The organism is Maribellus comscasis (assembly GCF_009762775.1).
Classification (GTDB): domain Bacteria; phylum Bacteroidota; class Bacteroidia; order Bacteroidales; family Prolixibacteraceae; genus Draconibacterium; species Draconibacterium comscasis.
Genome location: NZ_CP046401.1, coordinates 125260 through 147851, shown reverse-complemented (window position 1 = coordinate 147851; position 22592 = coordinate 125260). Strand labels below are relative to the sequence as shown.

The 22592-nt window shown below is 39.2% G+C and carries 24 protein-coding genes; 8 read left to right on the top strand and 16 right to left on the bottom strand.

Translation table 11 applies throughout. The annotated features are described in order from the left end of the window. Positions 1-8 precede the first annotated feature (8 nt). The 5 genes from GM418_RS00650 (at position 9) to GM418_RS00630 (ending at position 6905) form a co-directional block, all read left to right on the top strand. Positions 9-1100 (top strand): hypothetical protein, encoded by a 1092-nt coding sequence (locus tag GM418_RS00650; RefSeq protein WP_158862169.1) that lies wholly within the window; start codon positions 9-11, stop codon positions 1098-1100. 85 nt (positions 1101-1185) lie between these two features. Continuing rightward, complete coding sequence (locus GM418_RS00645; protein WP_158862168.1) at positions 1186-1887, top strand: 3-keto-disaccharide hydrolase; 702 nt, start codon at positions 1186-1188, stop codon at positions 1885-1887. Between the two features lie 35 nt (positions 1888-1922). Then, a complete protein-coding gene (locus GM418_RS00640) occupies positions 1923-3752 on the top strand; it encodes a DUF5060 domain-containing protein (protein ID WP_158862167.1) in 1830 nt (609 codons plus the stop codon). Positions 3753-3761: 9 nt separating this feature from the next. Beyond that, positions 3762-5903, top strand: coding sequence for an outer membrane protein assembly factor BamB family protein (locus GM418_RS00635; RefSeq protein ID WP_158862165.1), 2142 nt, complete (start codon positions 3762-3764; stop codon positions 5901-5903). A 15-nt stretch (positions 5904-5918) separates the two neighbouring features. Then, a complete protein-coding gene (locus GM418_RS00630) occupies positions 5919-6905 on the top strand; it encodes a glycoside hydrolase family protein (protein WP_158862163.1) in 987 nt (328 codons plus the stop codon). Positions 6906-6916: 11 nt separating this feature from the next. On the opposite strand, the gene GM418_RS00625 is transcribed toward GM418_RS00630, so the two are convergent. Genes GM418_RS00625 through GM418_RS00610 form a run of 4 tightly spaced genes read right to left on the bottom strand, consistent with a single transcriptional unit; the run spans position 6917 to position 10211 of the window. Beyond that, positions 6917-8437, bottom strand: coding sequence for a glycosyltransferase family 39 protein (locus GM418_RS00625; RefSeq protein WP_158862161.1), 1521 nt, complete (start codon positions 8435-8437; stop codon positions 6917-6919). Positions 8438-8460: 23 nt separating this feature from the next. Continuing rightward, positions 8461-9135 (bottom strand): DUF4332 domain-containing protein, encoded by a 675-nt coding sequence (locus GM418_RS00620; RefSeq protein WP_158862159.1) that lies wholly within the window; start codon positions 9133-9135, stop codon positions 8461-8463. Positions 9136-9170: 35 nt separating this feature from the next. Further along, positions 9171-9944 carry an N-acetyltransferase gene (locus tag GM418_RS00615; protein ID WP_158862157.1) on the bottom strand — a complete coding sequence of 258 codons (774 nt, stop codon included), beginning with the start codon at positions 9942-9944 and terminating at the stop codon, positions 9171-9173. A gap of 3 nt (positions 9945-9947) precedes the next feature. Then, positions 9948-10211, bottom strand: a complete 264-nt coding sequence (locus GM418_RS00610; RefSeq protein WP_158862155.1) for a zinc ribbon domain-containing protein — start codon at positions 10209-10211, stop codon at positions 9948-9950. A 241-nt stretch (positions 10212-10452) separates the two neighbouring features. Between GM418_RS00610 and GM418_RS00605 the strand changes: the two genes are divergently transcribed. Continuing rightward, complete coding sequence (locus GM418_RS00605; protein WP_158862153.1) at positions 10453-11115, top strand: TonB-dependent receptor plug domain-containing protein; 663 nt, start codon at positions 10453-10455, stop codon at positions 11113-11115. Positions 11116-11613: 498 nt separating this feature from the next. On the opposite strand, the gene GM418_RS00600 is transcribed toward GM418_RS00605, so the two are convergent. The 12 genes from GM418_RS00600 to GM418_RS00550 all read right to left on the bottom strand — a co-directional run bounded on the left by GM418_RS00600 (position 11614) and on the right by GM418_RS00550 (position 19825). After that, positions 11614-11811 (bottom strand): hypothetical protein, encoded by a 198-nt coding sequence (locus GM418_RS00600; RefSeq protein WP_158862151.1) that lies wholly within the window; start codon positions 11809-11811, stop codon positions 11614-11616. Then, positions 11812-12018: a hypothetical protein gene (locus GM418_RS00595; RefSeq protein WP_158862149.1), complete on the bottom strand. Its 207-nt coding sequence runs from the start codon at positions 12016-12018 to the stop codon at positions 11812-11814. It lies immediately after the preceding gene. 3 nt (positions 12019-12021) lie between these two features. After that, a complete protein-coding gene (locus GM418_RS00590; RefSeq protein WP_158862147.1) occupies positions 12022-12177 on the bottom strand; it encodes a hypothetical protein in 156 nt (51 codons plus the stop codon). Then, positions 12177-13367: a serine hydrolase domain-containing protein gene (locus GM418_RS00585; RefSeq protein WP_158862145.1), complete on the bottom strand. Its 1191-nt coding sequence runs from the start codon at positions 13365-13367 to the stop codon at positions 12177-12179. The genes GM418_RS00590 and GM418_RS00585 overlap by 1 nt, the downstream gene beginning before the upstream one ends. 16 nt (positions 13368-13383) lie before the next feature. Continuing rightward, positions 13384-13722: a hypothetical protein gene (locus tag GM418_RS00580; protein ID WP_158862143.1), complete on the bottom strand. Its 339-nt coding sequence runs from the start codon at positions 13720-13722 to the stop codon at positions 13384-13386. Between the two features lie 24 nt (positions 13723-13746). Beyond that, positions 13747-14091, bottom strand: a complete 345-nt coding sequence (locus tag GM418_RS00575) for a hypothetical protein (RefSeq protein ID WP_158862141.1) — start codon at positions 14089-14091, stop codon at positions 13747-13749. Positions 14092-14154: 63 nt separating this feature from the next. Next, complete coding sequence (locus GM418_RS00570) at positions 14155-14799, bottom strand: DUF3575 domain-containing protein (protein WP_158862139.1); 645 nt, start codon at positions 14797-14799, stop codon at positions 14155-14157. A 160-nt stretch (positions 14800-14959) separates the two neighbouring features. After that, the gene (locus GM418_RS00565) at positions 14960-16552 is read right to left on the bottom strand and encodes a helix-turn-helix domain-containing protein (RefSeq protein ID WP_217447670.1); all 1593 of its coding nucleotides are present in this window, start codon (positions 16550-16552) and stop codon (positions 14960-14962) included. 50 nt (positions 16553-16602) lie between these two features. Then, positions 16603-16749, bottom strand: a complete 147-nt coding sequence (locus tag GM418_RS31420) for a hypothetical protein (RefSeq protein WP_217447669.1) — start codon at positions 16747-16749, stop codon at positions 16603-16605. 172 nt (positions 16750-16921) lie between these two features. Then, positions 16922-17629, bottom strand: coding sequence for a hypothetical protein (locus tag GM418_RS00560; protein WP_158862137.1), 708 nt, complete (start codon positions 17627-17629; stop codon positions 16922-16924). Between the two features lie 101 nt (positions 17630-17730). Next, the gene (locus GM418_RS00555; protein ID WP_158862135.1) at positions 17731-18936 is read right to left on the bottom strand and encodes an alginate lyase family protein; all 1206 of its coding nucleotides are present in this window, start codon (positions 18934-18936) and stop codon (positions 17731-17733) included. Positions 18937-18973: 37 nt separating this feature from the next. Continuing rightward, on the bottom strand, positions 18974-19825 hold the full coding sequence (locus GM418_RS00550) for a Nif3-like dinuclear metal center hexameric protein (RefSeq protein ID WP_158862133.1): 852 nt from the start codon (positions 19823-19825) through the stop codon (positions 18974-18976). 160 nt (positions 19826-19985) lie between these two features. Here GM418_RS00550 and GM418_RS00545 point away from each other — a divergent pair, with 160 nt between their 5' ends. Both GM418_RS00545 and GM418_RS00540 read left to right on the top strand, forming a co-directional pair. Further along, complete coding sequence (locus tag GM418_RS00545; protein ID WP_158862131.1) at positions 19986-21026, top strand: hypothetical protein; 1041 nt, start codon at positions 19986-19988, stop codon at positions 21024-21026. Positions 21027-21152: 126 nt separating this feature from the next. Then, positions 21153-22550, top strand: coding sequence for an RtcB family protein (locus GM418_RS00540; protein WP_158862129.1), 1398 nt, complete (start codon positions 21153-21155; stop codon positions 22548-22550). Positions 22551-22592: the final 42 nt, after the last annotated feature.

The window sequence follows — 22592 nt, the reverse complement described above, 5'->3', positions numbered from 1 at the left end:
TATTTTTTATGGAGAGCAGTTTTAAAATAGGCATCGTATTTTTGGTTCTGTTTATAATGGGCTGTAATTCAAAAAAAACTTTTCAGCCAACTGTAAATGTTTCAATAAAAGGGGAGCAGTTTTATATTAACGGAGATCCCACCTTCAAAGGACGCATATGGAATGGAGTTTCGGTGGAAGGATTGCTGCCAAACTCGCGAATGGTTCAGGGAATATTTGACGATTTGAATCCTGAAACGGTTAATAAATGGAAATATCCTGATACAAAAGAGTGGGAGCCCGACAGAAATACCAATGAATTTATTATGGCTATGCCCGATTGGAGAAAACATGGTTTAATTGCTTTTACCATTAATTTTCAGGGAGGAAGTCCGGAAGGATATTCAAGTGTTCAACCCTGGGAGAACAATGCTTTTGAACCTGATGGAACTTTGCGGACAGACTTTGCCCGACGAATGGAAAAAATTGTGGAAAAGGCCGATGAACTGGGAATGGTGGTTATTCTGGGAATTTTTTATTTTGGTCAGGACGAACGTTTACAGGATGAAAATGCCGTTAAAAATGCTGTGGGGAATGTTGTTGAATGGATTCAAAATAAAGCGTTTACAAACGTTTTGATTGAAGTGGCCAATGAATGTAACAACCGGAAATATGACCATGACATTATAAAACAGGATCGAATTTCGGAGTTGATACTTCAGATTAAGGAAAAAGCTCCGGAATTGATTGTTTCAACTAGTTTTAACGGAAATACGATTCCACCCGACGACGTGGTTAAAGTGTGCGATTTTGTGCTTATTCACGGAAACGGAGTGCATTCACCTTCCAGAATTACAGAAATGGTGGAAGAAGTTCGAAATTTGCCATCTTACCATCCGATGCCAGTTGTTTTTAACGAAGATGATCATTTTGATTTTGACCACGCCGAAAATAATTTTGCTGCAGCTACAAAAGCCTATGCGTCATGGGGATATTTTGATTTCAGAATGAAAGGAGAAGGTTTTGATGAAGGTTACCAAAGTGTGCCGGTAAATTGGAGCATTAGCTCGGAGCGAAAGACCGCTTTTTTTAATAAGGTAAAGGAGATTTTTATTGACTAAATAAACTTCATAGAAATACAACCAATTTGAAACCTCAAACAATTGTTTTAAATTGAAGGCGAAACAAAATTAAATTCATAATAGAATGAAACAACTAGGTATTGTCTTTTTCGTAATCTTTGCGCTTTATTCGTGCAACACCATACCCGAATCCAAAACCAAATCACTTTTTAACGGAAAGGATTTGACAGGTTGGCATATAGATGTGCCAGCTATGGATGAAAATCCGGATACCGTAAACCCGTTTATAATCCGCGATGGTTTGCTTGTTAGTTTGGGAACACCTGGCGGTCATCTGATTACTGATTCTGTTTTTCAAAACTATCGTTTGGTTGTGGAATATCGGTTTGCAGGAGAGCCGGGCAACTGTGGTGTTTTGGTTCACGCTTCAACACCGCGTGCGTTGTATGGAATGTTTCCAAAATCCCTCGAAGTTCAGGGAATGCATGAAAATGCCGGTGATTTCTGGTGTATTGTTGAAGACATTAGCACTCCGGATATGGAAGAACGCCGTGGCCCAAAAGAAGAGTGGGGAATTACAGAGGGAAAAAAACGCCGGATATTAAATCTGACCGACGGCTCTGAAAAACCACTGGGAGAGTGGAATACAATGGTTATCGAATGTGTTGGCGATGAAATAAAAGTTTGGGTAAACGATGATCTTGTAAATTATGGCTTTGACTGTACCGCCACAAAAGGGCAGATTGCAGTTCAGGCAGAAGGTTCTGAGGTGGAGTTCAGAAAGCTGGAAATTACACCAGTTTCAGAATTAACAAAATCGGAATAAATCGGGTAAAACATAACCCATTTTAACCAAATCTTATGAAATTTTTGCTTTATTTGAGTGCCTTCTTTTTATTGATTTCATGTAAGACAAAAACAAAAAGTGAAGTTGAAATTACAGGTGAATTAAAACAATGGCACAAAATAACATTAATTGTTTCCGGGCCTGAAACCTCGGAATGGAACCGCGAAAATCCTTTTCTGGATTATAAACTCGATGTTACATTTTCAAATGGATCTGTTTCATACAAAGTCCCCGGTTTTTTTGCTGCTGATGGAAATGCCGCCGAAACTTCGGCTGAAAGAGGAAATATCTGGAAAGTATGTTTCAGACCGGACTTAACAGGTGAATGGAGTTATAAAATTTCCTTCAGGAAAGGTAAAAATATTGTTGTTTTAGAGGAACAAAATGATGGCGAGTCGCTTGCTGCTGATGGAGTACACGGGTCTTTTGTAATAACAGAATCAGATAAATCAGCAGACGATTTTAGAAAAAAAGGCAGAATTGTGAATGGAGGAAAAGGATATTTCAGGTTTCAGGATTCGGAGGAGATATGGATAAAAAATGGTGCAGACAGTCCCGAAAATTTCCTTGCCTATGCCGACTTTGATCAAACCTATCGTTTTAGTCTGAAAACTGAAACCCGTGAAGGGGAAGCAGATCCCAAAAAAGATTTACATAAATATGAGCCGCATATTCGCGATTGGAATGAAGGAGATCCTTCGTGGCAAAACGGCAAAGGAAAAGGCATTATTGGAGCTTTGAATTATTTGCATGCTAAAGGCGTTAATTCTGTATATATGTTAACGATGAACATTCTGGGTGATGGGAAGGATGTTTGGCCGTACAATGACCATAACGAAAGATATCGATTTGATTGCAGCAAACTCGACCAGTGGGAAATGGTTTTCGACCACATGGATAACCTTGGCATGATGATGCATTTTGTCTTACAGGAAACTGAAAATGAGGTTTTGCTTGATGCCGGTTATACCGATGTACAAAGAAAACTATACATAAGGGAGTTGACGGCGCGTTTTGGTCATCATTTAGGAATAACCTGGAATATTGGTGAAGAAAATGGCCCTGCCGGTTTTTCTCCGATCGGGCAAACAGATGCGCAGAAGAAAGATATGGCAAATTATCTGAAGAAAATAAATCCCTATCCTTCAGTAGTTGTTTTGCATACCCATTCAAACGATGCCAAACAAGATGAGTATCTAATACCGATGCTGGGGTTTGAAAATCTGGACGGGCCCTCCATGCAGATTGGGGATCCGCTGCGTGTTCACGAAAGAATCCTCAAATGGGTGCAGGAATCGGAAAAATCGGGTAAACGCTGGCTGGTAAATCTTGATGAAATTGGTCAGCACTGGAAAGGTGTGATGCCTGATTCTTATGATTTAGCACACGATACAATTCGGCAGAGCTGTTTATGGGGAACTTTGCTTGCCGGGGGAGCCGGTGTTGAGTGGTACTTTGGCTATCGTTACCCGCATACCGACTTAAGCTGTGAAGATTTTCGAAGTCGTGAACAGTGGTGGAAGCAGTCAACTATTGCAACGCAGTTTGTGCAACAATTTCCGTTGGAAGAGATGGTGGAAAATGATGCGTTGATAGACGTTGAAAGTGCTTATTGTTTGGCTCAACCCGGTGAGTTGTATATCATTTATCTTCCAATAGGAAGAAAAACAACTGGAGTTAATTTTCAAAGTGATGGAAATTTTAAAGTTCAGTGGTTTAATCCGAGGGAAGGGGGAGGACTAAAAAACGGCAGTGTTGATAAAGTTGCCGGAAGCGGTTTTCAGGATTTAGGAAATCCACCGGAAGATGCACAAAAAGACTGGGTAGTAGTTGTTCAGAAATAGAATAATAAAATGAGTAAAAAAGTTCTGTTGTTGGTTTGTGTGGTATTGTTATTTACTCAGTGCAAAAAAGAGAATAAATTAAGTTTTAACCCGGACGGGACAAATTGGCCCGTCTATCTTGGTGGAAATAACAGTAGTCAGTTTTCGCCATTAAAACAAATCACTCCCCAAAATGTAAAAAATCTTTATCCGGTATGGGAATATCATTCAGAAAAAGGTCGTCCTGGTGAGAATACTCAGATTCAGTGTAATCCGATTATTATTGATGGTATTTTGTTTGCTACTTCGCCAAAGTTAAAGGTGTTTGCGTTAAATGCCGCAACAGGAGAAGAGCTTTGGACTTTTGATGCAGCCGGCGACGAAGGTTTTTCGAGCAATGTAAATCGCGGTGTAACTTTTTGGGCCGATGGTCCGGACAGAAGGATTCTGGTTACAGCAGGCTCGAATCTTTATGCGCTGAATGCTGAAAACGGTAAACCTGTTTCTTCTTTTGGAGAGAAGGGCGTTGTTTCAATAAAAACAGGACTGGGTAAAAATACGGAAGATAAATATGTAGTTGCCACATCTCCCGGAATAATTTATAAGGATTTATTGATAATTGGTTCCCGTGTGTCAGAAAATACAGGAGCTGCCCCGGGGTTTATTCGTGCGTTTAATGCAAAAACAGGGAATTTGGAATGGGTTTTTAACACGATTCCGCAACCGGGTGAGTTTGGTTATGAAACCTGGCCGGAAGAAGCCTGGAAAGAAGCCGGAGGTGCGAACTCCTGGGCGGGAATGAGTCTGGATGAAGAGCGCGGTATTGTGTATGTTCCAACGGGCTCCGCTGCCTTTGACTTTTGGGGTGGAAACAGGAAAGGCGAAAATCTGTTTGCCAATTGTGTACTCGCACTTGATGCTGCCAGCGGAAGGCGAATATGGCACTTCCAAACGGTTCATCACGATGTTTGGGATCGAGATTTGCCGGCTCCACCTAATCTGGTAACAGTAAATCACAAGGGGAAAGCAATCGATGCTGTCGCGCAAATAACCAAGTCTGGTTTTGTGTTTTTGCTTGACCGGGAAAACGGAACGCCGCTTTTTCCGGTAGAGGAACAAGTCGTTCCTTTGTCTGATTTGAAAGGAGAAGAAACATGGCCAACACAGCCTGTTCCAACCAAACCTCCTGCTTTTTCGCCACAATCATTAACGTTGGATAACGTTACCGATATCTCTCCGGAGTCATATACTTTTGCAAAAAATATCGTAGAGAATTTGCGAACGGGAAAGCAATTTATCCCGCCAAGTAAAGAAGGAACGGTTATTTTTCCCGGCTTCGATGGCGGCGGCGAATGGGGGGGAGCTGCTTTTGATCCTGAATCGTCGGTTTTATATGTAAATGGCAGTATAATGCCATGGATTTTGACAATGATCGAATCGGATTCGAAACAAACAAACGATCATCCGGGCGCAAGAACTTATCAGGTTAATTGTGCCATGTGTCACGGACAAAACATGGAAGGAAAACAAGCCGCCAATTATCCTTCGTTAATTGATGTCGGAAGCAAGCTAAAAAGAGATTCTATTTTGACATTGATAAATACCGGAAAGGGATTTATGCCTTCTTACAAACATTTATCCGAAGAGGAAAAAGAAGCACTTGTTGCTTATCTATTAAAAGAACCCGAACCACATGATGATTCGCATTTGTTGGGTTTAGAAAATAATAAAGACAGAGTTCCATACACCCACACCGGTTATAACCGGTTTTTAGATCCCGACGGTTATCCGGCTGTAAAACCTCCGTGGGGAAATCTTTCAGCAATTGATTTAAACAAAGGAGAGATTTTGTGGCAGGTTCCACTTGGCGAATTTGAAGAGTTAACTCAAAAAGGAATTCCCAAAACGGGTACGGAAAATTACGGTGGGCCTGTTGTTACTGCGGGAGGAGTAATTTTTATTGCCGCTTCAAAAGATGAATATTTCAGAGCCTTTGATAAAAAGACTGGTGATGAAATCTGGAAGTATAAATTGCCGGCAGGAGGTTACGCTACTCCAAGTGTGTACGAAATTGAAGGAAAACAATATGTCGTAATTGCATGTGGCGGAGGAAAAATGGGAACAAAGTCGGGTGATAGTTATATTGCCTTTGGATTAAAAAAAGACAACTGATATAATAAATTCAATATGATGAAGATTTTTTTTCTTCTGATAGGCATTGGGGGAATTTTTTTGATTTCCTGTTCAGATAAAAAAGAAAAGGATTTTAAATATAAACCGGTGATTGTTGGCGATTGGTGGGAAATTACCGGAAATCCTGATTTAGGTGAATATACAAGTGAAAATCAGGAGCCTGTAGATTTTGGTGTATGGCAGGCAGAAGACGGAACCTGGCAATTGTGGTCATGTATCCGGAAAACCAATTGTGGCGGTCGCACCCGTTTGTTTTATGGCTGGGAAGGAAAAAGTCTTACTGATACAATGTGGACATCACTAGGTATTGTAATGGAGGCCGATACAACCGTAGGTGAGCAAAAAGGCGGTTTACAGGCGCCTCATGTCATTCAGAAAGATGGAATGTATTATATGTTGTATGGCGGATGGGCACAGATTTGCCTGGCAAAAAGTTCAGATGGAAAAACATTTGAACGGGTGATCAATGATTCGGGAACTACTGAAATATTCTCGGGGCCTTTTATCAACACAAGGGATGCAATGACCGTTAAAATTAGCGACAAATATTATTGCTATTATACCGGGCATTTACTTGATGCCAAACCCGATGAAATTTCAGCGGCAATTTTTTGTCGTACATCTGCCGATCTGATTTCCTGGAGCGAACCAACAATGGTTTCGGCCGGGGGAAGTGTAAAAGACATGGATTCCTGGGGAGGCGGTGACGCTGAATGTCCGTTTGTTGTTCCCATAGATGACAAGTTTGTTTTATTCCGGAATGTTGAATACGGGCGAAACAATTTAAATGTGCAGTATTGTTCCGAAAATCCCCTGGAATTTGGAATCGATACGGATAGTTTAATGCTTGGCCGGCTTCCGATTGCGGCACCTGAAATTGTAAAGCTTGGAGACGACTATTTTATTTTTGCACTGAAAGAAACTCTTGACGGAATCAGGGCTGCCAGACTGGAATTTAAAATGATTTCAAGCGAACAGTAAAAAACACTTACTTAACGCCGGCTTCTGATTTCTTCTCGCAAGATATCGTTTATTGAAACTGTAGCTCCGCGCAGTAAATATACACTCGTGCCTTCTTCTCGCGCATTTTTGGTGCTTATTTTTCCTGTAAGCTTAACCTCTTCAAAAAATTCTCTTTCGCGTTTTCTTTCCGGATCATCGTCTGTTTTTATCTGAACCAGAATAACATTTACAATTTCAAATTCATCAAAAGGGTACCAGTTTATATAATCTGCACTTAGGGAAAGAGCCTCGGTATTTTTTTGCGAAGAATAGTAGTTTATGGCTCCGCCTTGCCCGTAATTGTCACAATGAATAATGGTGCGGTCCTTATCGTCGATAAGCATAAAGGTTGAATCTACAATATGGGCAAGTTCTTTCCAGCCAAGCATGTCAGCATAGTCCTGTGGCAAATTATGAATTTTACCGTCCTCCCACCTGGTCGTTCCGTATTTGTCGAACAGTTCTTTTTTTTCCATAATTTGTTTCGGAGAATAAACAGGCAGCATAAGCGGGGCAACTGGTATAAAAATGAGTGCCGGCAACAGGACAACCGGAATCCGGAGATAGCGCTTCCATCCAACTGACATCAGGTATTCAAAGTATACCGCACCAAAACCTATGAAAACCGGGTATACCCCGATGGCGTAATATCCTTTTGCTTTAAGGTAGGTGAAAATGAAAAGTGTAAATATAAAGGAATAAAAAAATACCCTGTAGATTCTGTATTTTTTAAAAGTGAAGAAAGAGAGAAAAGCAAGCAGTAAAACTAAAAGTGCGCCCGGGAAAAAGTAAAGTTGTTCTAACAGAAAGTCACTTCGGTTTACATTTACCAGTTGAGTTTCGGCTAAAGTTCGCATGTGCTTAACAACAGGCATCCCGTTTTGAAATTGCCAGATAATATTAGGTGAAATGAGCAACAAAGCAAGCAGAGCTGCAAACCAGAGGTGTTTATTTTTGAAAATGGTCCGTTGTTTTGTCAATAATACCGCCGGCAATAATCCAAGCAATAAAAATCCGATGTTATATTTATTCAGAAATCCGATAGCAAATACTAACGCTGAAAAATAGAGCCATCGGTTTTTATCGGTTTTGAAATATTTTAATAAAGTATAAAACAGTAATGTCCAGCAAAGAAAGTCGAGTGAGTTCGGCTGGTATAATGTATTAATTCGGATAAAAACTGAGAACAGGATACTTACGGTAGCTAATATCTGAGCAAAAATTCCTCCGTCCAGTTCCTCCACAATTTTCCATACAACCCAAATAACCATTGCGCCAAAAAGAGCCGGGAAGAACTTCACCCAGAATACACTTTTCCCAAACAAAAGGATGATTTTTGAAAGCAATCCTGTAAGCGGAGGAACAGAGGTGTAACCCCAGGCCAAGTGTTTTCCCAGATCGATGTGCAGAAATTCATCCCGGTGGAGTTCATAAACCGGATTGATGGCGAAGTACTGTAATATAAATTTAAGTAAGATAAAACCAAGTAAAATAAGATGTTGTTTCTTCATTGAGAACCAAATTTTGTTGCCGCTTAAAATATCATATCGAAAGATAAATTTTTCGCCGCCTCAATGCAAAGTTTTATGTCGTGTAGTCCGATGCGAACTTTAAACAATCCGTTTTCTTCGATAAACCGGTTTACTTTTTCGTGAAGTTCAGAAACATTGGCACCGGCAATGTTTTGAGCTGAGCCGTAGCCTGTTTCCATTAATATAAAAGCAAAGGTGTGATTTACCCAGCGAATGCGGCAAAGGTCGGTTAAACGCGCCAGTTTCAAAATCCACTCCTCAGAAACACCGGTTTCCATACTCAGCTTTTTTCTCTTTGCGGGGGTTAAACCGTATTCAAAAAATTGCAAAGTGTTATTTAGCCCCTTTTCCTTCAATGTTAAAACTATTTTTGCTGGTATTCCGGGAAAGTCTTTTAGTTTACAAGGTGGCTTCAGGTAACTTTTTATCTCTCGGGTAAGAATAGTCAGGTAGTTTTCATCTACACCATATTGTTTTGAAAAATCCTGTAATTTCCTTTTGGTTTTCGTCCTTTCAAGGTACTCTTCAAGATTTACGACACCGGAACTTTTTATTCTTTCAAAATGCTTATCGATATCGTGTTTTAGTACCAATCGGCTTGGAAGTAAGTCCGCAGATTTTAAAATAGTCATGTATTTGTTCAGGTCAACATTCTGAAGGTTAATGTAATATCCCATTTGTAACAGATGAAATTTTTTTTAATGTCTTTTCGTCAACCTACTGCTTTTTGTATGATCTTATCAAACCGGCTATCCATACAAACGCTAATATCGGTAGTTATAAACTTTCCATCAAAGAACAGGCTGAAAATTGTAGCCGGAGTTGGTGCATTCTGTGCCTGTTCCATTGTTTCCAGTTTTATTATTTTAAGAGGAATATTTCTTTTTTCTGCTGTTTCTGTTAGCGATGTTTTTACATGATATTCTGAAAACGGACATCGGTTGGAGTAATAGGCAACCAATCCCTGTTTGTGTTTTGTTTCTCCTTTAACAGCTGTATCACTAAATTTTGGATTTTGGGCTTTGGTATTTAACTTTTTAACCAGCAAACTGAATCCGTACGGCAATTTTTCAACTGTCTCAAAGCCTTGTTTTAACAGCCATTTGGTGTCGCTCATAAAGTGAAATTTTTTAGTTCCAACAATGGTTACCAGTCCTTCTTTGTTTTGGCTGCTGGCATCTTCCATTGCTAAACGAAGCAGTTCTTTCCCGTAACCGTTGCCTTTATATTTTCCCGATACCCAAAAACAATTCACCAGCAGGTAATTTGGGGCATAAACCGGTGCCCAACCATTTTCTGCCGGACCATATTCTATAAACACTTTTGCGCGGGCGTCAATTCTGCGGAAAACATAAGCGTTTGCAAATTCTTTTTTTAGCCATTCTTTTTTTGCATGGTAACTTTCACTGCATTTTTTGTCTGAAAAAGCGCAACAAATGTGTTCTTCTGCAATATTTTCGGTTGTGAGTTGAATGATTTTTTCCATTGGTTAGGCGTTTTTCCAACGTTCCAGTCGTTTAAGGCCACGGGTAAATATCCACGAAATAAATTTCGAATGTCCTCCTTCAATCATTTTTTGTTTACAGTAGTCCTGGAATTCATAAACTGTCCCTGTAAAAGTAAATTCACCATTCTGGTAGCAATAGCTACAATATTTCCGGTTCTTTGCTCCGTCTTTTTCAGTTCCTCCTCCGTCGGGATCCTTGCTAAGTGGCATCCCACAGCTCTGGCACATTTTGTACTGTTTTTCCATAATGTTTAAATTTATTTATTCGTTCTGCTTAAAGAATTAAAATTACAATTTCAAAATCTGATTGGGATAATCAGATAGCTTAAGTGTTTATAAGTCAACTTTCCACGATGTTCCTATCCGGTGTTTTTTATTTCTGCGAGATAAAAAAATTAATGTTAATTGATTATTTTTAAAAGAGGCCGGATTTCGTTAATTTCGTTTATTTACTAAGCCAAAAATAACAACAATTAAATTTATTCCTATGGAAAAAATATTGTATACATGTTTATTTATGCTGTTTATATCAGGAAATATTCATGCACAGGAAAGGATTATCCATGGTATTGTAACTACATTAGACAGCATACCATTAATTGGTGTTGAAATTGATGTAAGAACTACCGGGCAAACTGTTCTAACTGATTCTTTGGGAAATTTTTCAGTTGCAACTGACATGAAAGATAAGCTGAAATTTAAAGCCAATGGTTTTTATTCTACCACTGTAAAGGTGGATGATAAGGCTAGATTTTTAGCTGTGAACCTGAAGTTAAAGCCAGGCGATAAGCAAAGAGAATATGCCGTTGGTTATGGTCATGTTTCAGAGGAGGATCTTACCAGTTCTATAACTAATCTAAATAAAAACGATGCCCGATTTGCCCGCTTTAATGATATTTTTGATGTGATACGAAGTATGGGGGTTGATGTTTCGAGTGGGGAAATTCGTATCCGGGGTGATAAAAGCTTTCAGGGGAATAGCGCAGCTCTTGTAGTTGTAGACGGAGTGATCGTAGATTATGATTTTCTAAAAACCATTAAACCCATTTATGTGAAAAGTATAGACATAATTAAAGATGGAGCTTCAGCCGTCTATGGTTCCAGGGGGGCAAATGGTGTTGTTGTCATTAAAACACTAGATGGAAAATAAACTTTGGTGTTGGCTTTTGTGATGCAGAAAATGTTTTGATAAATTAAAAACCGGATTTTCCCGTTTAGCTGACCGCAAAATAGGTTTAGAGGAAATTCGCTATATAATTTCTACCGTTTTATTGTTTGCTCGACTTTTTTCAGGAAAGAGTCATTGTAATAATCAGGGTTATCTTTATTGTTCAATTTTTTTTTTACTTGATCTTTTTGCTGTTTATTCAGGATATTTTTTGAGATGTACACATTGTTTGTACCAGATAGTGCTTGCCAGGAGTTTTTAGTAAAACAAACTTACTGGAATGTGTGAATATTTTTTTTGCCCTTTTTACTTTTTTTTTCTCGGAAAAAGCAAGTTATTCTCAGCAGCAAAAATGTGAACGGGGGGATTCGTTACGCACAATCTTTTGAAATCACTGGAATAGGTGAAAAATCCATTGCATAATGTAGAAATGGATTTGATAAGAAAGCTTCTGCAAAATCGCTTTTACCTGAAAAATTTTCACCTGGAAACTGGTGCAAATGATTTTATCTTTTTCTGCTTTTTGTATCGTTTCACTGGAAGAAGCACTTCAAAAAACATTTTCAGTGGTTTTCTCTTAATAGGTACTGCCGGAGTGATTAAAAAAGCTTTGGCTATTCTCTTTTCCTCAAAGATAAGTGTTTTCCAGGCGACAAAGCCACCAAAAGAAATTCCCACTCAAAAGGCATTTTTAACAGCTAATCTCGACAGAATTTCATACATCCATTTTCCATATGAGTTATCATTTACATCCAGCAGGAACTCTTCATTTAAATTTGATTGACCGGGAATATCAACCGCATAAATCCGAAAATTCCGGGTCAAATCAATCAATATTTCAATCGCTGCCGGGGCACAGCTGTTGGAGTCGTGCAGCAGAACCAACGGCTATTCTCCTTTTGGCCCGGTAATTACTATATTGGTATCGCCGTAAGAGGTTTCTATTTGCATAAATTCGTCTCGGATTGGCAGTTCATCCAGTTTTTGGCGGTAAAGTTTTTTGATTTTTTCTTTTACCTCCGGATGGTTGAAAAACGTACTCATCAGCTTTGTTTTTTTATGTTCTCTATTTTGTTCACAATGGAAAGTACCTTTACCATCAACACTACCGAATTTTTTACCTCGTCGGTTTGATTGAGTGTTCCGGCCAGGTAAACATCCAGTTTTGGGCAATAGAACATAAATGAGCCCGTGCTGCCGGAATGCCCAATAACTGTTAAATCGGGCAGGGAGGGGAAAAGCTTTTTGAAAGAGACTTTTCGCAATCCAAAACCATATTCCATTCCGCGGGTTTCAGGTACCCAGTTTTGCATCGTTTTCAGGGTTTTTGCTGAAATTATTTTTCCTGTAAACAATGCATGTTGAAATATAATCAGATCATTTGATGTTGAAACCAAACCACCACCAGCCCAGTCAGCACTGAGACTGGTCAATGTGCTCGCCTCAAAATCGCCTGCATACAATTCCGATGTTTTTCCGGTTGCTTCTATTGGTTCCGAGCGCAAATTCATGTATGTGTTCCGCATTTCCAGTGGTTCAAAAAAATGTTTTTGGAAAAAATCGTGCAGCGGCATTTCGCTGACATTCTGAATGATTAATCCCAGTAGCACATATTCCGTATCGGTGTATCGATAATCGGTTCCGGGAGCAAACAGAGGTTGCATCTTCTTTTTTACAAAATCAATAGTTTCTACAGGTTTCCAGAATTTACTTGTGTCGGCAAATATCTGTTCCATCACATTTGGTGTTCCATCGGCAGTTTTACCTTCAAAGTAATCGGGTAAACCCGAAGTGTGCTGTAACAATTGAGCAACGGTGATTTCACCGGAATAGTCTTTTCCTTCAAAAATGTGAAGGTTTTCCAGTATTGAATCCGGTAAATAAAATGAAATTTTATCTCCAAATTTAAGTTCTCCCTGTTCAACCAAAACCGAAATGGCTGTTGCGGTAAAAGTCTTTCCGATACTTGCGGTGTAAAACGGCGTAACTATTTTTACGGATTCTCCGTTTTGAAAATTACCACCGGTAAAATTCCAGTCGATCTTCAGTGACGGTGAGTATACCGACAAAAATGCATTTTGCACGTTATCTTTTTTTAGCTCCTTTTGAAAAAGTTTTTCAGTTTTATCGTGCGCTTCATCCAGTCTCAGTTCAGAGGAACAACCCTTACTAAAAAAGACAATAATAAGAAATACAATCGGATAAAATGCTGATTTGTATCTTGTTGGATTCATTTTTGAACATTTAAAATTAGCTCTCTTTTATTTTTACAGCGATACCCGATATACTGGTACTTCCCGGGAAAGAGGTAGGTTTCGACAAATTTACTTTGATTACGGCGGATGCTCCAAGTTTTGCGGCTTTCTTTTTCAAATATTTCGTAGCCGCTTCAACATCACCGGGCACTTCTGCAGCAATTGGCCCTAAAATCTCATACTTTTGTTCCGGTTCATCTGAATAGACTTCAATTGTTTCAGGCTGTGTTTCAATGTATAACTGACTACCGGTTTGCGGGTAGAATGCATAGTAGCATCCCGGTGTTGACATCAGAAGCAAAATATAAACGAATGGTATTATTAATTTTTTCATGATTCTTAATTTTTAAAGTGAATATTAATTGATGTATTTTACGGCTGTTCCTTTAGCTTCAACACCGTTTCCAATATATCCGCGCTCGATTGAGAGCCGAAGGTTGATAATTCCGTCTGCTCCAATTTTGGCCGCCTCTTTTTTTAGGTATTTTACAGAGGCATTTGCACCGTTAAAATCTTCCACCCTCGAAACAACGTCACCAATAATTACATATTCTCTATCTATTTTGGAGGTGGAAAAGACTTCTATATTTTTGGTTTCGTTTGGCAGATAGCGTTGAGTGTTATCATTCGTCAGAATATGAGTAGCTGAACAACTGGCGAGCATTACGCCAATGATTAATATGACTAAAGTTTTTGTTTTCATTACTTTTCTTTTTTAATTTTTGTTTGCTATTAAATCGTTAGTCTTCGGTATATTCCGCTTTTTTTAGAAAGCGTAGCCGAAGGAAAATTCTCCAAGAAAACCATTCATAAAAGCATAATCATTGCTGAACACATTGATGGCATCTATGGCGGCCTGACTTGAATTGTTTACTTTTAACTCGTCGTATGCATAACCGTAGCCCAGAGCAAAGTTTATGGTAAAACCACTTTCCCATATCCAGCGTTTTCCAACATTCAAACCAACCGTGCATTCCGGCAGGGAAAAGTCGAACTTACCTGTTTCCAGTGTTCCGTCGCCGTTAATTTTACGGTAGCGACCAAATGCGCCTGCATAAAATGAATTAAGCCCTCCACCAAAGTGATAGCGGTAATTCAAAATAACTGCTTTCCCGTTGGCGTCGATGTTGGTGTCGGAATATGTTTTAGGGATGGTTTCCAAATCGCCTCTTAACACCAGCCCGTGATTTTCGCCAAATAAATGCTCAACATTGGCCGAATAAAATCCAAATGCAACACCACCCGGACAAACATTAAGAGCGGTTCGAGCCGGACTTTTCCATTTTTCTGAATCTTTTTTCTCATGGCTTTGGGCGCTTGTGTTTCCGGCAAATAAAATCAACATAATAGCAACCGCTGAAAAAGTTAGCCTTTTTATTCTTCTGAACACTGTTTTTGCTTCTGTTTTCATTTTGTTTAATTTAAAGATTTTAATTGTTGTTCAATTGTTTTGATGATACAAAGATGTGAAGCAAAGAAGAGTAAATCGTCCGAAATTGTAAATCCGAACGTGTTGGTGAAATTCCGTACTTGGTGAGATTTGGAACTTAAGTAATATTAGCAAATGAAAATCACTGTTTCGACTGTTTTAGCCAACCTCCTGGTGTTATACCTTCTACTTTTTTAAAGTAAACGTTAAAGACGGTTTTTGAATTAAACCCGCTCTCGTAAGCCATTCCCAAAATGGTGAGGTGTGAATTTTTTTTATCAACGGCAATTTGTTTGAAATGTGAAAGGCGAAACTGGTTAACGAATTCGTTAAAATTCATTCCTGTTTTTTCGTTGATTAAATAAGATAATTTATTGGGATGCAGCTGCAAATTTTCAGCCATGCTGCCTAAACTAAGTTGTGCATCGAGATATGGTTTTTCTGTTTCCATAAAATTTAACACCATTTTCATCCGGCTCTCAAGTTCTGCCGAACTTGTTTTGGTTTCAGCTGATTTTTTTACGGAATTTTCTGTTTCTTCCTGAAAATTAAAATTGGAGAAGTGAAGCTGGTGAAACTCGTCAAATTCCCGCAGTTTTTCTAACGACGGATCTTGTCTGAAGTTAATGATCTGTCCGCGTTTTTGAGCAATATATTTTTTGAGCAGCTCAAACGCTTCTTTTTTGTGATTTGAATTGGCAAGAACAAAAAGTTCATAGGGAACCATCTGGCTTTTATCTTCCGCTACTTTTTCCCAGCTTTTTAATGTTTCCTCCGGAAAGCTGTTTTTTCCTTCATTTAAAACCTCGAAGTACAATATTTTTATTGGAGCATTTTCATGTCCGGCAATAAACTGGCCAAAAGATTTACGACGATTTAGCCAAATGAGGCACAATGTTTTTAACTCATAGGCTAATACAAATTCAGGGTTTATATAGAGCGCTCTTTCCACCAGTTCAAGTGCTTCCCTGAATTTTTTCCGGTAATAGTTAATGTGCGCCAGTGTGTAGTAATGGTTGGCCGAAAGTGGGTCGACATCCATGGCCCGTTTTATATATTTTTCAGCTTGAGGCCAGTTTCCGTGGGCAATAAAGAGTTCTGCCATAGCCTCCAACCCATCGGTATATTTGGGGTGTTGAGCCAGGGTTTCCACCAATTGATTGTAAGTTGCCTGAAAATCCCAGTCCATCCAAAACGTTCTACCCACGAACGACATACCATATTCAGGAAGTGACTTATCGAGGTCAGCAGCAATCATAAAATTATAAATGGCCTTTGAAAAGCCTTCTTCGGCAGGCATATATCCCCACGCAGCCAGCAAACCATAACTTTGAACCAATCCGTAATAGGCGCGGGCAAATTGGGAGTCCTGAGCAACCGACGCTTCATAATATTTGGTTGCTTCCCGAATGGAGTCGGCATCCCATTTTAACTGGTGAAAATGGCCTCTCAGATATAATTCGTAAGCCTGCATATTTTTTGTGGGTTGGCTTACCAGTTGTTCCTGGATGTCAAAATGGCCAAAGTTTTCGCGAATCTGATTGGCAATAAGCAAACTGATTTCATCCTGAAGCGTAAAAATATCTTTCATTTCGCGGTCAAAATTTTTCGACCAGAAATGGGTACCGTCTTCTGCATTAATTAACTGTGCTGTAATACGTACACGATTTTTAAATTTCCGCACACTGCCCTCCAGAACTGAAATCACTCCAAGCTGAGTTGCAATTTCGCGCACATCCGTATTTCTGCCTTTAAAGGCAAACGATGACGTGCGGGCAATTACTTTCAGTCCCTCAATTTTGTAAGCGCATTAATTATTTCCTCTGTAATGCCGTCGCTAAAATATTCATTCTCAGCATCGGTGCTCATGTTTACAAAAGGAAGTACCGCTATAGATTTACCGGTATAAACTTCAGTATGGCCAGCTTCCAAATTCTTCTATTTATTGATAAATAAACTTGTAATAAACAATATAACAAAGTTACTTTCTTTTCGGTTGAATGTTTCTGCCATTTGTTTTGACTAATCTAAAAAAGCAGCATAATTTTACTGATATTGAAATGCGAAACCGATTAAATCTGACAAATTTATATCCTTCCTGATTTTATTGAGGAAATTCATTTATTCGCTGAAATATCAATTCTCTGTTTTTATTGGTTTCTGAAATCCCTTTTAATTTTAATTCCAGATCATTAACCTCTATTTGCCAGCTTTCAGGGTTTTGCCCGGCAGTATGACTTATAAATGTAATTTCGGGCCTGTGTGCATTTATGTACCAGTAACCTGTGCTACGTTTTCCTTCTGGTGAACGTTCAATATAGATCCGGTCCCAGCGGATAAAAACATAGTATATGTCATCAGGGTCAAATTTGTCTTTAACAGAACGGCTATTTAGTAAAGCATCAGTTAGATCCCAGAGTCCCTTTATCTCATCTGCAGTTGATTTGGGCAATTTTTTGATGGGAGTTAATGTCACTGTAACGGTCATTGCATCTTCTTTGCGCTGCCAAATCATCTCTTTACCGCTAAACGAAACCTTAAAAGCACCGTAGGAGTCTTCTATTCCATTCGTTTCTTTGGGAAGAAAAGAATTTGATTTATTGTCATAATCCCATGTCCCTTCCGAATTTTGTTGCCATCCGTTTCCCGATTGATATGTTCCGTCTTGATTTATTCGCGTCCATCGGGCAATCGGTGTCATGAATTCATTACCAACCGTTACTTCTTTTATTTCCCAAAAACCGACTACTGATTGCGCTGAGGCTGCTGTAACAGAAGTGGTAAACAAGAATATAAAAATAATTCTTTTCATAGGCGTAACTTATTTTTGCAATAATGGTTTGAAAGGCTTTTTCTTATTTCATTTAATTTTTTACAAAATTCTATAATTTTAGAAAAAGACAGTTCTTTTTATTAAAAAGGATAAAGTAATGTTTCTATATTGTTTTCCGGATTTTTTATCGATTTTGCTACTGTAATATAATCCGGTTCGTTAAATAAACTTCCTGCCATTTGAAAGTTAATTTTTAATGTTTCAATCGCATCGTCAAGATGTCCCAGTTGTTGATAAGTCCATTTATTTTTGCTTTGTGCTACAGGCAACAAAAAGTTGAGTGCTTTTTTGATACTTCTGCCATCCCGGGTCTCAAAATTCCATAAATCAATATCATTTTTTTCTCCCATTTTGGCCAGGTGAATAAAACCGCGCAGATTCATCGTGCTGTATCCCAGCGATTTTGTTCTAGCCAGTTCGTGTGGCTGGCTTCCGTCGGGTTCTACCTGCGGTGCTATTCGTTTGTCTTTCACCTTTTCCAATCGGGTTTTTGCCAACTCGGTTTTGCCCAACATCAATTCTATCCCAACCACCTGCACGTCGTACCAGGTTCCGTGGTTATTAAAATAGTCATCTTCGTCAATTCCGTTTTTGCTGGCTACCAACCAATTGTGATACGCTTCGAACCAATTGTACAGTTGTATTTTTGTTTCATCTTTCAAATAACCTGTAGCTTCCAGAATTTGAAAAGGAGAAATCAGCCGGTTTATTCCAGACCAGTCGATGATTCCAATACCACGACCTTCTGTTCTGCCCGGAATTCCCTGTGCATATTCGAGGTTGGGGTTCATTAAAGTTTCCGGATTTATAAACCATATTTCAATCAACTGTATCGCTTTTTCGGCATATTTTTTTTCATCGGAAAAATAAAATGCCCATCCCAGTATTTCTATATTTGAAAATAATTTTGCCGCGGAAGTTCTGTCCACATTATCTCCCCGGGTTTCAGGGTTTACTTCGCCGTCGCGTCTGATGTACGGCAGTCCGTCAGTTTTTTCCGGATCGGGCCACCAATACGGCCCCATACTCAGGTAATCGTGTTTGTCTCCGCTCGGAGGCGTACGCTTTTTGTCCATTACCGAAAAGGGGCCTTCGTTCAAGGCACTTTCTGCTTTTTGAATTAAAATATTGAATGCTCTTGTGTACTGTTGTTCTCCTTTTTTTAAGTCATTTTTAACTTTTTCAATCTTATCAAAGTCAACATAAATCCCGTTGATTTGAACTTTTTTTTGACAGGAAAGGAAAATTGTTATTAAAAAAATAGATAAAAGAGAGTAGATTTTCATTATCAGTTGGTTTAGTTATTATTTGCTGAGATTTTTTTTAGAACGTAACAAAATTTGCTTCATTTTTGATAAAATGAATGGGAATACCTGATACGAAAGTTTTCAGCCACTCCGCGCAATATTCCATTCCGGCTTCTTCCGATTTTATGTGTCCCAAAAAAATTACAGCTTTGTTTTTGCCTAGTTCTTTTGCATCGTTGGCATATAAATAAGTTTCCCATTCAGTCGCCTCACCGGCCAGGATTACTTCAACTTCCGGGTTTCTCATCATTTGAATATGACGTTGTCCACCAGGAGCCCCAGCCATAAAAGCCAGATTGGTAAATTCTAATTCCGGGTTTCCAACCACACGAATCGATTGCATCCCGAAAATACTTTTTAACGACTGTGCATAATCTTTTACGGTTTGCTCCGGCAATTTGAAAAAGGTGAGCGATCCATCGACGGAATAAGGTTTTAGTCCCAGTTTATTAATCATTCCGACTGAAATGCCATCGGGCTGAGTCATGTGAATATGATCGTGAAAACGGAAAACCACAAGGCCATTTTTTTTGATATAGTTTATCTTTTCCCTAAAAACGGGCTCATCCTGTAAGGTTTCAGTCTCATCTAGGTGGCTGTAAAATATGGGTTCATGCGTGATGATAAAATTACAATCCAAATCTACGGTTTTTTTCAGGGTATTCATATCGGCAAACATGCAGGTAACAATACCTTTTAATGGTGTGTGCGGGTCTCCGGCCTTGTAAATATCCACGGTTTCACTGAGCCAATCACAGGTAACATGTTCTTTTATAAGTGACACCACCTCTTCAGGAGTTTTTGGTGTATTGTTTTGGGCTGCCAGAAGAAAGGTTGCAAGCAGTAACAGTGTTAAAGTCGCTTTCATTTTTATTTATTTTACAGTTGGATTGTTTAAAAATAATGGTTTTTACACGGCTTCAAAAGAAGAGAAAGGATTTTTATTTCATTTTTCTACTGAAAAATTGAAACTACACGTCTTGTTAACATAAATATTTTTAATAGATTTAACACAAAAACCAAATCTGATGAAACCAAGCCCATTTGTTATTCTTATGGTGTCGTTTTATTTTTTATCCTTTTCATTGCAAGCGCAGGAAAAATGGGTAACCGACACTGAGATGCAATTTAAAATTAAGGTTCCTTCAAATTACCGGCAAAATCAGGCGTTTGATGGCACCGACAAAGTTTTAACATTGATGAGCCCGGATGAAAATGTGATGGTTCGTGTGCGTGCCATGCCGGCAACCGACCAGTTTACAACCGAAATCTTACAACGTGTTTTTGAACAAAACATCATTCAGGGAGCACAACGGATTATGAATGAAGATGGGGATTTACACGGAATTCCAGCCCGTGCTTCGGCCTATACATGGAAGGTGGATAGAGATGAAGCTGTTTTGGGAACTTATTATATCGTTAAAAATGGTTTTGCTTACATTATCTGGACTGCCGTACCCCGGAATCTGGTCAGCCAGCGTTCAGCCGAAGCAGATGGAATTATTGATAGTTTTGAGTTGTTGGATCCACAGAGTAAAAACAGAGGAGGCGGTTTGTTGAGCAGTTTAGCCAACAGGAAAAGTTCGGATAAAGCAGAAGATCAGCATGAAGTTACAACAACACCCATTGCGTCGTCTTCAAAAGTTGCCGGATATGTTGAGTTGGTCTCTGATGACGCTTGTGTGGAACACCTTTTCCCTGTAAACTATGTGAAAACTTCGGCGGAAGCAGGACAATCGATTTGGGAAGATGGCTCAGGCGTAAAAATGATTGTTCAAACCATTTTTAAACAAGGCACTTTTGAAAGTTTTATGCAATCGCATACCCAAAGTATCAGCGAGCAGGGAGCCGATGTTTTAAAAAAGCAATTCACAACTGTAAATGGAAACAGAATCTATGATTATGACTACGAATACAACAGTACACTTTTTAATTATGTAGCAGTTGAGGGGAAGGATGTGTTTTATTTGCTGGGATTTGTGGGTGATAAATTAAAACAAAGTCGCATAAATAAACACGCTCAAATTGCACAGAATTCATTAAAAGTTCTACCCTGCGGGAAAAGGTAAATCCGGTTCTATTCTGTAAATTATATTGCCCGATTTTAAAAAGAAGGTGAAATATCAACGATAAATTTAGCCCAGATAAACAATAAAAACGTGTTTTTTGTAATTTGAGCTAAATTCGTTGATAAAATGAAAAAGATAAAACTCCGGGGAAAGGAATTAAGACGCATTGGATTCACCAGCGACCAGGCAATTGCGCTGGCAATAAATCTGGTTAGCAGGCATTGTAGTCGTTCTGACAAACCGGAAGTGATAGACTTGCTGGAAAGAATTCATTTGTCGCCGCGGAAATATATTGACGACCAACGATTTGGAGAACTGGCGAAATTACTTGTTGGAAAACCGGTCGTTAAAAAGAAGAAACCAAAATTGAATCAAGCAGCGCTGGAATTTAAGGTTTACGGCGAGGAGAATATTGATCCGGCAGCGCTGGAGCAGATGACAACGGCCATGAAACTCCCCGTTACCATAAAAGGCGCATTAATGCCCGATGCTCACGTCGGTTACGGGTTGCCCATTGGCGGAGTGCTGGCCACTTATAATTCGGTAATTCCCTATGGTGTTGGAATGGATATCGGTTGCCGGATGTGTTTGTCGGTTTTTCCGTTTTCTTCCAAAAAGATTGATAGTGAACGTGACAGAATCAAAAAAATATTGCTGAACGAAACCCGGTTTGGATTGGCAGAATTTAACGACTTGGAAGATGTAGAAATCCTTGAACGGAAGGAATTTAAAGAAATAAAGTTTCTGAAAACCCTTCAAAAAAAGTTTGCAGCTCAACTGGGCACGTCGGGGCATGGGAACCATTTTGTGGACGTGGGTTTTGTAGAAATCTCGGACTTTTCTCAAGAAATAAAACTGCAACCCGGCAGTTACTTTGCCGTTTTAAGTCATTCAGGTTCCCGGAATTTTGGCTCGGAAGTGTGTAAGCATTACACCCGCATTGCAAAAGATAAACTGGAACTCACTGGTGAAGCAGCGCGTTTGGCGTGGTTGGATTTGGATTCTGAAGAAGGGCAGGAATATTGGGCAGCAATGCAACTGGCAGGCGATTATTCACATTCCAACCATCGGATAATTCATAAACGGCTGGCAAAAGCTTTGGGTGAAAAACCGCTAGTCCTAATAGAAAACCATCACAATTTTGCCTGGAAAGAAAAACTGGAGACCGGCGAAGAGATTGTTATTCATCGAAAAGGAGCAACACCAGCAGGAATTGGTGATATTGGGATAATACCTGGAACAATGGCGTCTCCTGCTTTTATTGTCTCCGGCAAAGGAAATGAAGATGCATTACAATCTGCTGCTCACGGTGCAGGGCGTTTGATGTCACGTAACCAGGCAAAAAGAACTTTTACAGAGAGCCAAATGCAAAAATACCTTCAGGAGAAAGGCGTTGAATTACTGGGGGGTGGTACCGACGAATCACCATTTGCATATAAAAACATCAGGGAAGTTATGAAAAACCAAAAGGATTTAGTAAATGTGTTGGGGACTTTTCATCCCAAAATTGTCAGAATGGAATAAATGTCGATTCCCTGATAATAACAAAATCTTTTGAACTTTTCG

Coding starts and splice junctions, on each gene's coding strand:
- GM418_RS00650 (WP_158862169.1), top strand. CDS start 9: ATGGAGAGCAGTTTTAAAATAGGCATCGTATTTTTGGTTCTGTTTATA.
- GM418_RS00645 (WP_158862168.1), top strand. CDS start 1,186: ATGAAACAACTAGGTATTGTCTTTTTCGTAATCTTTGCGCTTTATTCG.
- GM418_RS00640 (WP_158862167.1), top strand. CDS start 1,923: ATGAAATTTTTGCTTTATTTGAGTGCCTTCTTTTTATTGATTTCATGT.
- GM418_RS00635 (WP_158862165.1), top strand. CDS start 3,762: ATGAGTAAAAAAGTTCTGTTGTTGGTTTGTGTGGTATTGTTATTTACT.
- GM418_RS00630 (WP_158862163.1), top strand. CDS start 5,919: ATGATGAAGATTTTTTTTCTTCTGATAGGCATTGGGGGAATTTTTTTG.
- GM418_RS00625 (WP_158862161.1), bottom strand. CDS start 8,437: ATGAAGAAACAACATCTTATTTTACTTGGTTTTATCTTACTTAAATTT.
- GM418_RS00620 (WP_158862159.1), bottom strand. CDS start 9,135: ATGGGATATTACATTAACCTTCAGAATGTTGACCTGAACAAATACATG.
- GM418_RS00615 (WP_158862157.1), bottom strand. CDS start 9,944: ATGGAAAAAATCATTCAACTCACAACCGAAAATATTGCAGAAGAACAC.
- GM418_RS00610 (WP_158862155.1), bottom strand. CDS start 10,211: ATGGAAAAACAGTACAAAATGTGCCAGAGCTGTGGGATGCCACTTAGC.
- GM418_RS00605 (WP_158862153.1), top strand. CDS start 10,453: ATGGAAAAAATATTGTATACATGTTTATTTATGCTGTTTATATCAGGA.
- GM418_RS00590 (WP_158862147.1), bottom strand. CDS start 12,177: ATGAGTACGTTTTTCAACCATCCGGAGGTAAAAGAAAAAATCAAAAAA.
- GM418_RS00585 (WP_158862145.1), bottom strand. CDS start 13,367: ATGAATCCAACAAGATACAAATCAGCATTTTATCCGATTGTATTTCTT.
- GM418_RS00580 (WP_158862143.1), bottom strand. CDS start 13,722: ATGAAAAAATTAATAATACCATTCGTTTATATTTTGCTTCTGATGTCA.
- GM418_RS00575 (WP_158862141.1), bottom strand. CDS start 14,091: ATGAAAACAAAAACTTTAGTCATATTAATCATTGGCGTAATGCTCGCC.
- GM418_RS00570 (WP_158862139.1), bottom strand. CDS start 14,799: ATGAAAACAGAAGCAAAAACAGTGTTCAGAAGAATAAAAAGGCTAACT.
- GM418_RS00560 (WP_158862137.1), bottom strand. CDS start 17,629: ATGAAAAGAATTATTTTTATATTCTTGTTTACCACTTCTGTTACAGCA.
- GM418_RS00555 (WP_158862135.1), bottom strand. CDS start 18,936: ATGAAAATCTACTCTCTTTTATCTATTTTTTTAATAACAATTTTCCTT.
- GM418_RS00550 (WP_158862133.1), bottom strand. CDS start 19,825: ATGAAAGCGACTTTAACACTGTTACTGCTTGCAACCTTTCTTCTGGCA.
- GM418_RS00545 (WP_158862131.1), top strand. CDS start 19,986: ATGAAACCAAGCCCATTTGTTATTCTTATGGTGTCGTTTTATTTTTTA.
- GM418_RS00540 (WP_158862129.1), top strand. CDS start 21,153: ATGAAAAAGATAAAACTCCGGGGAAAGGAATTAAGACGCATTGGATTC.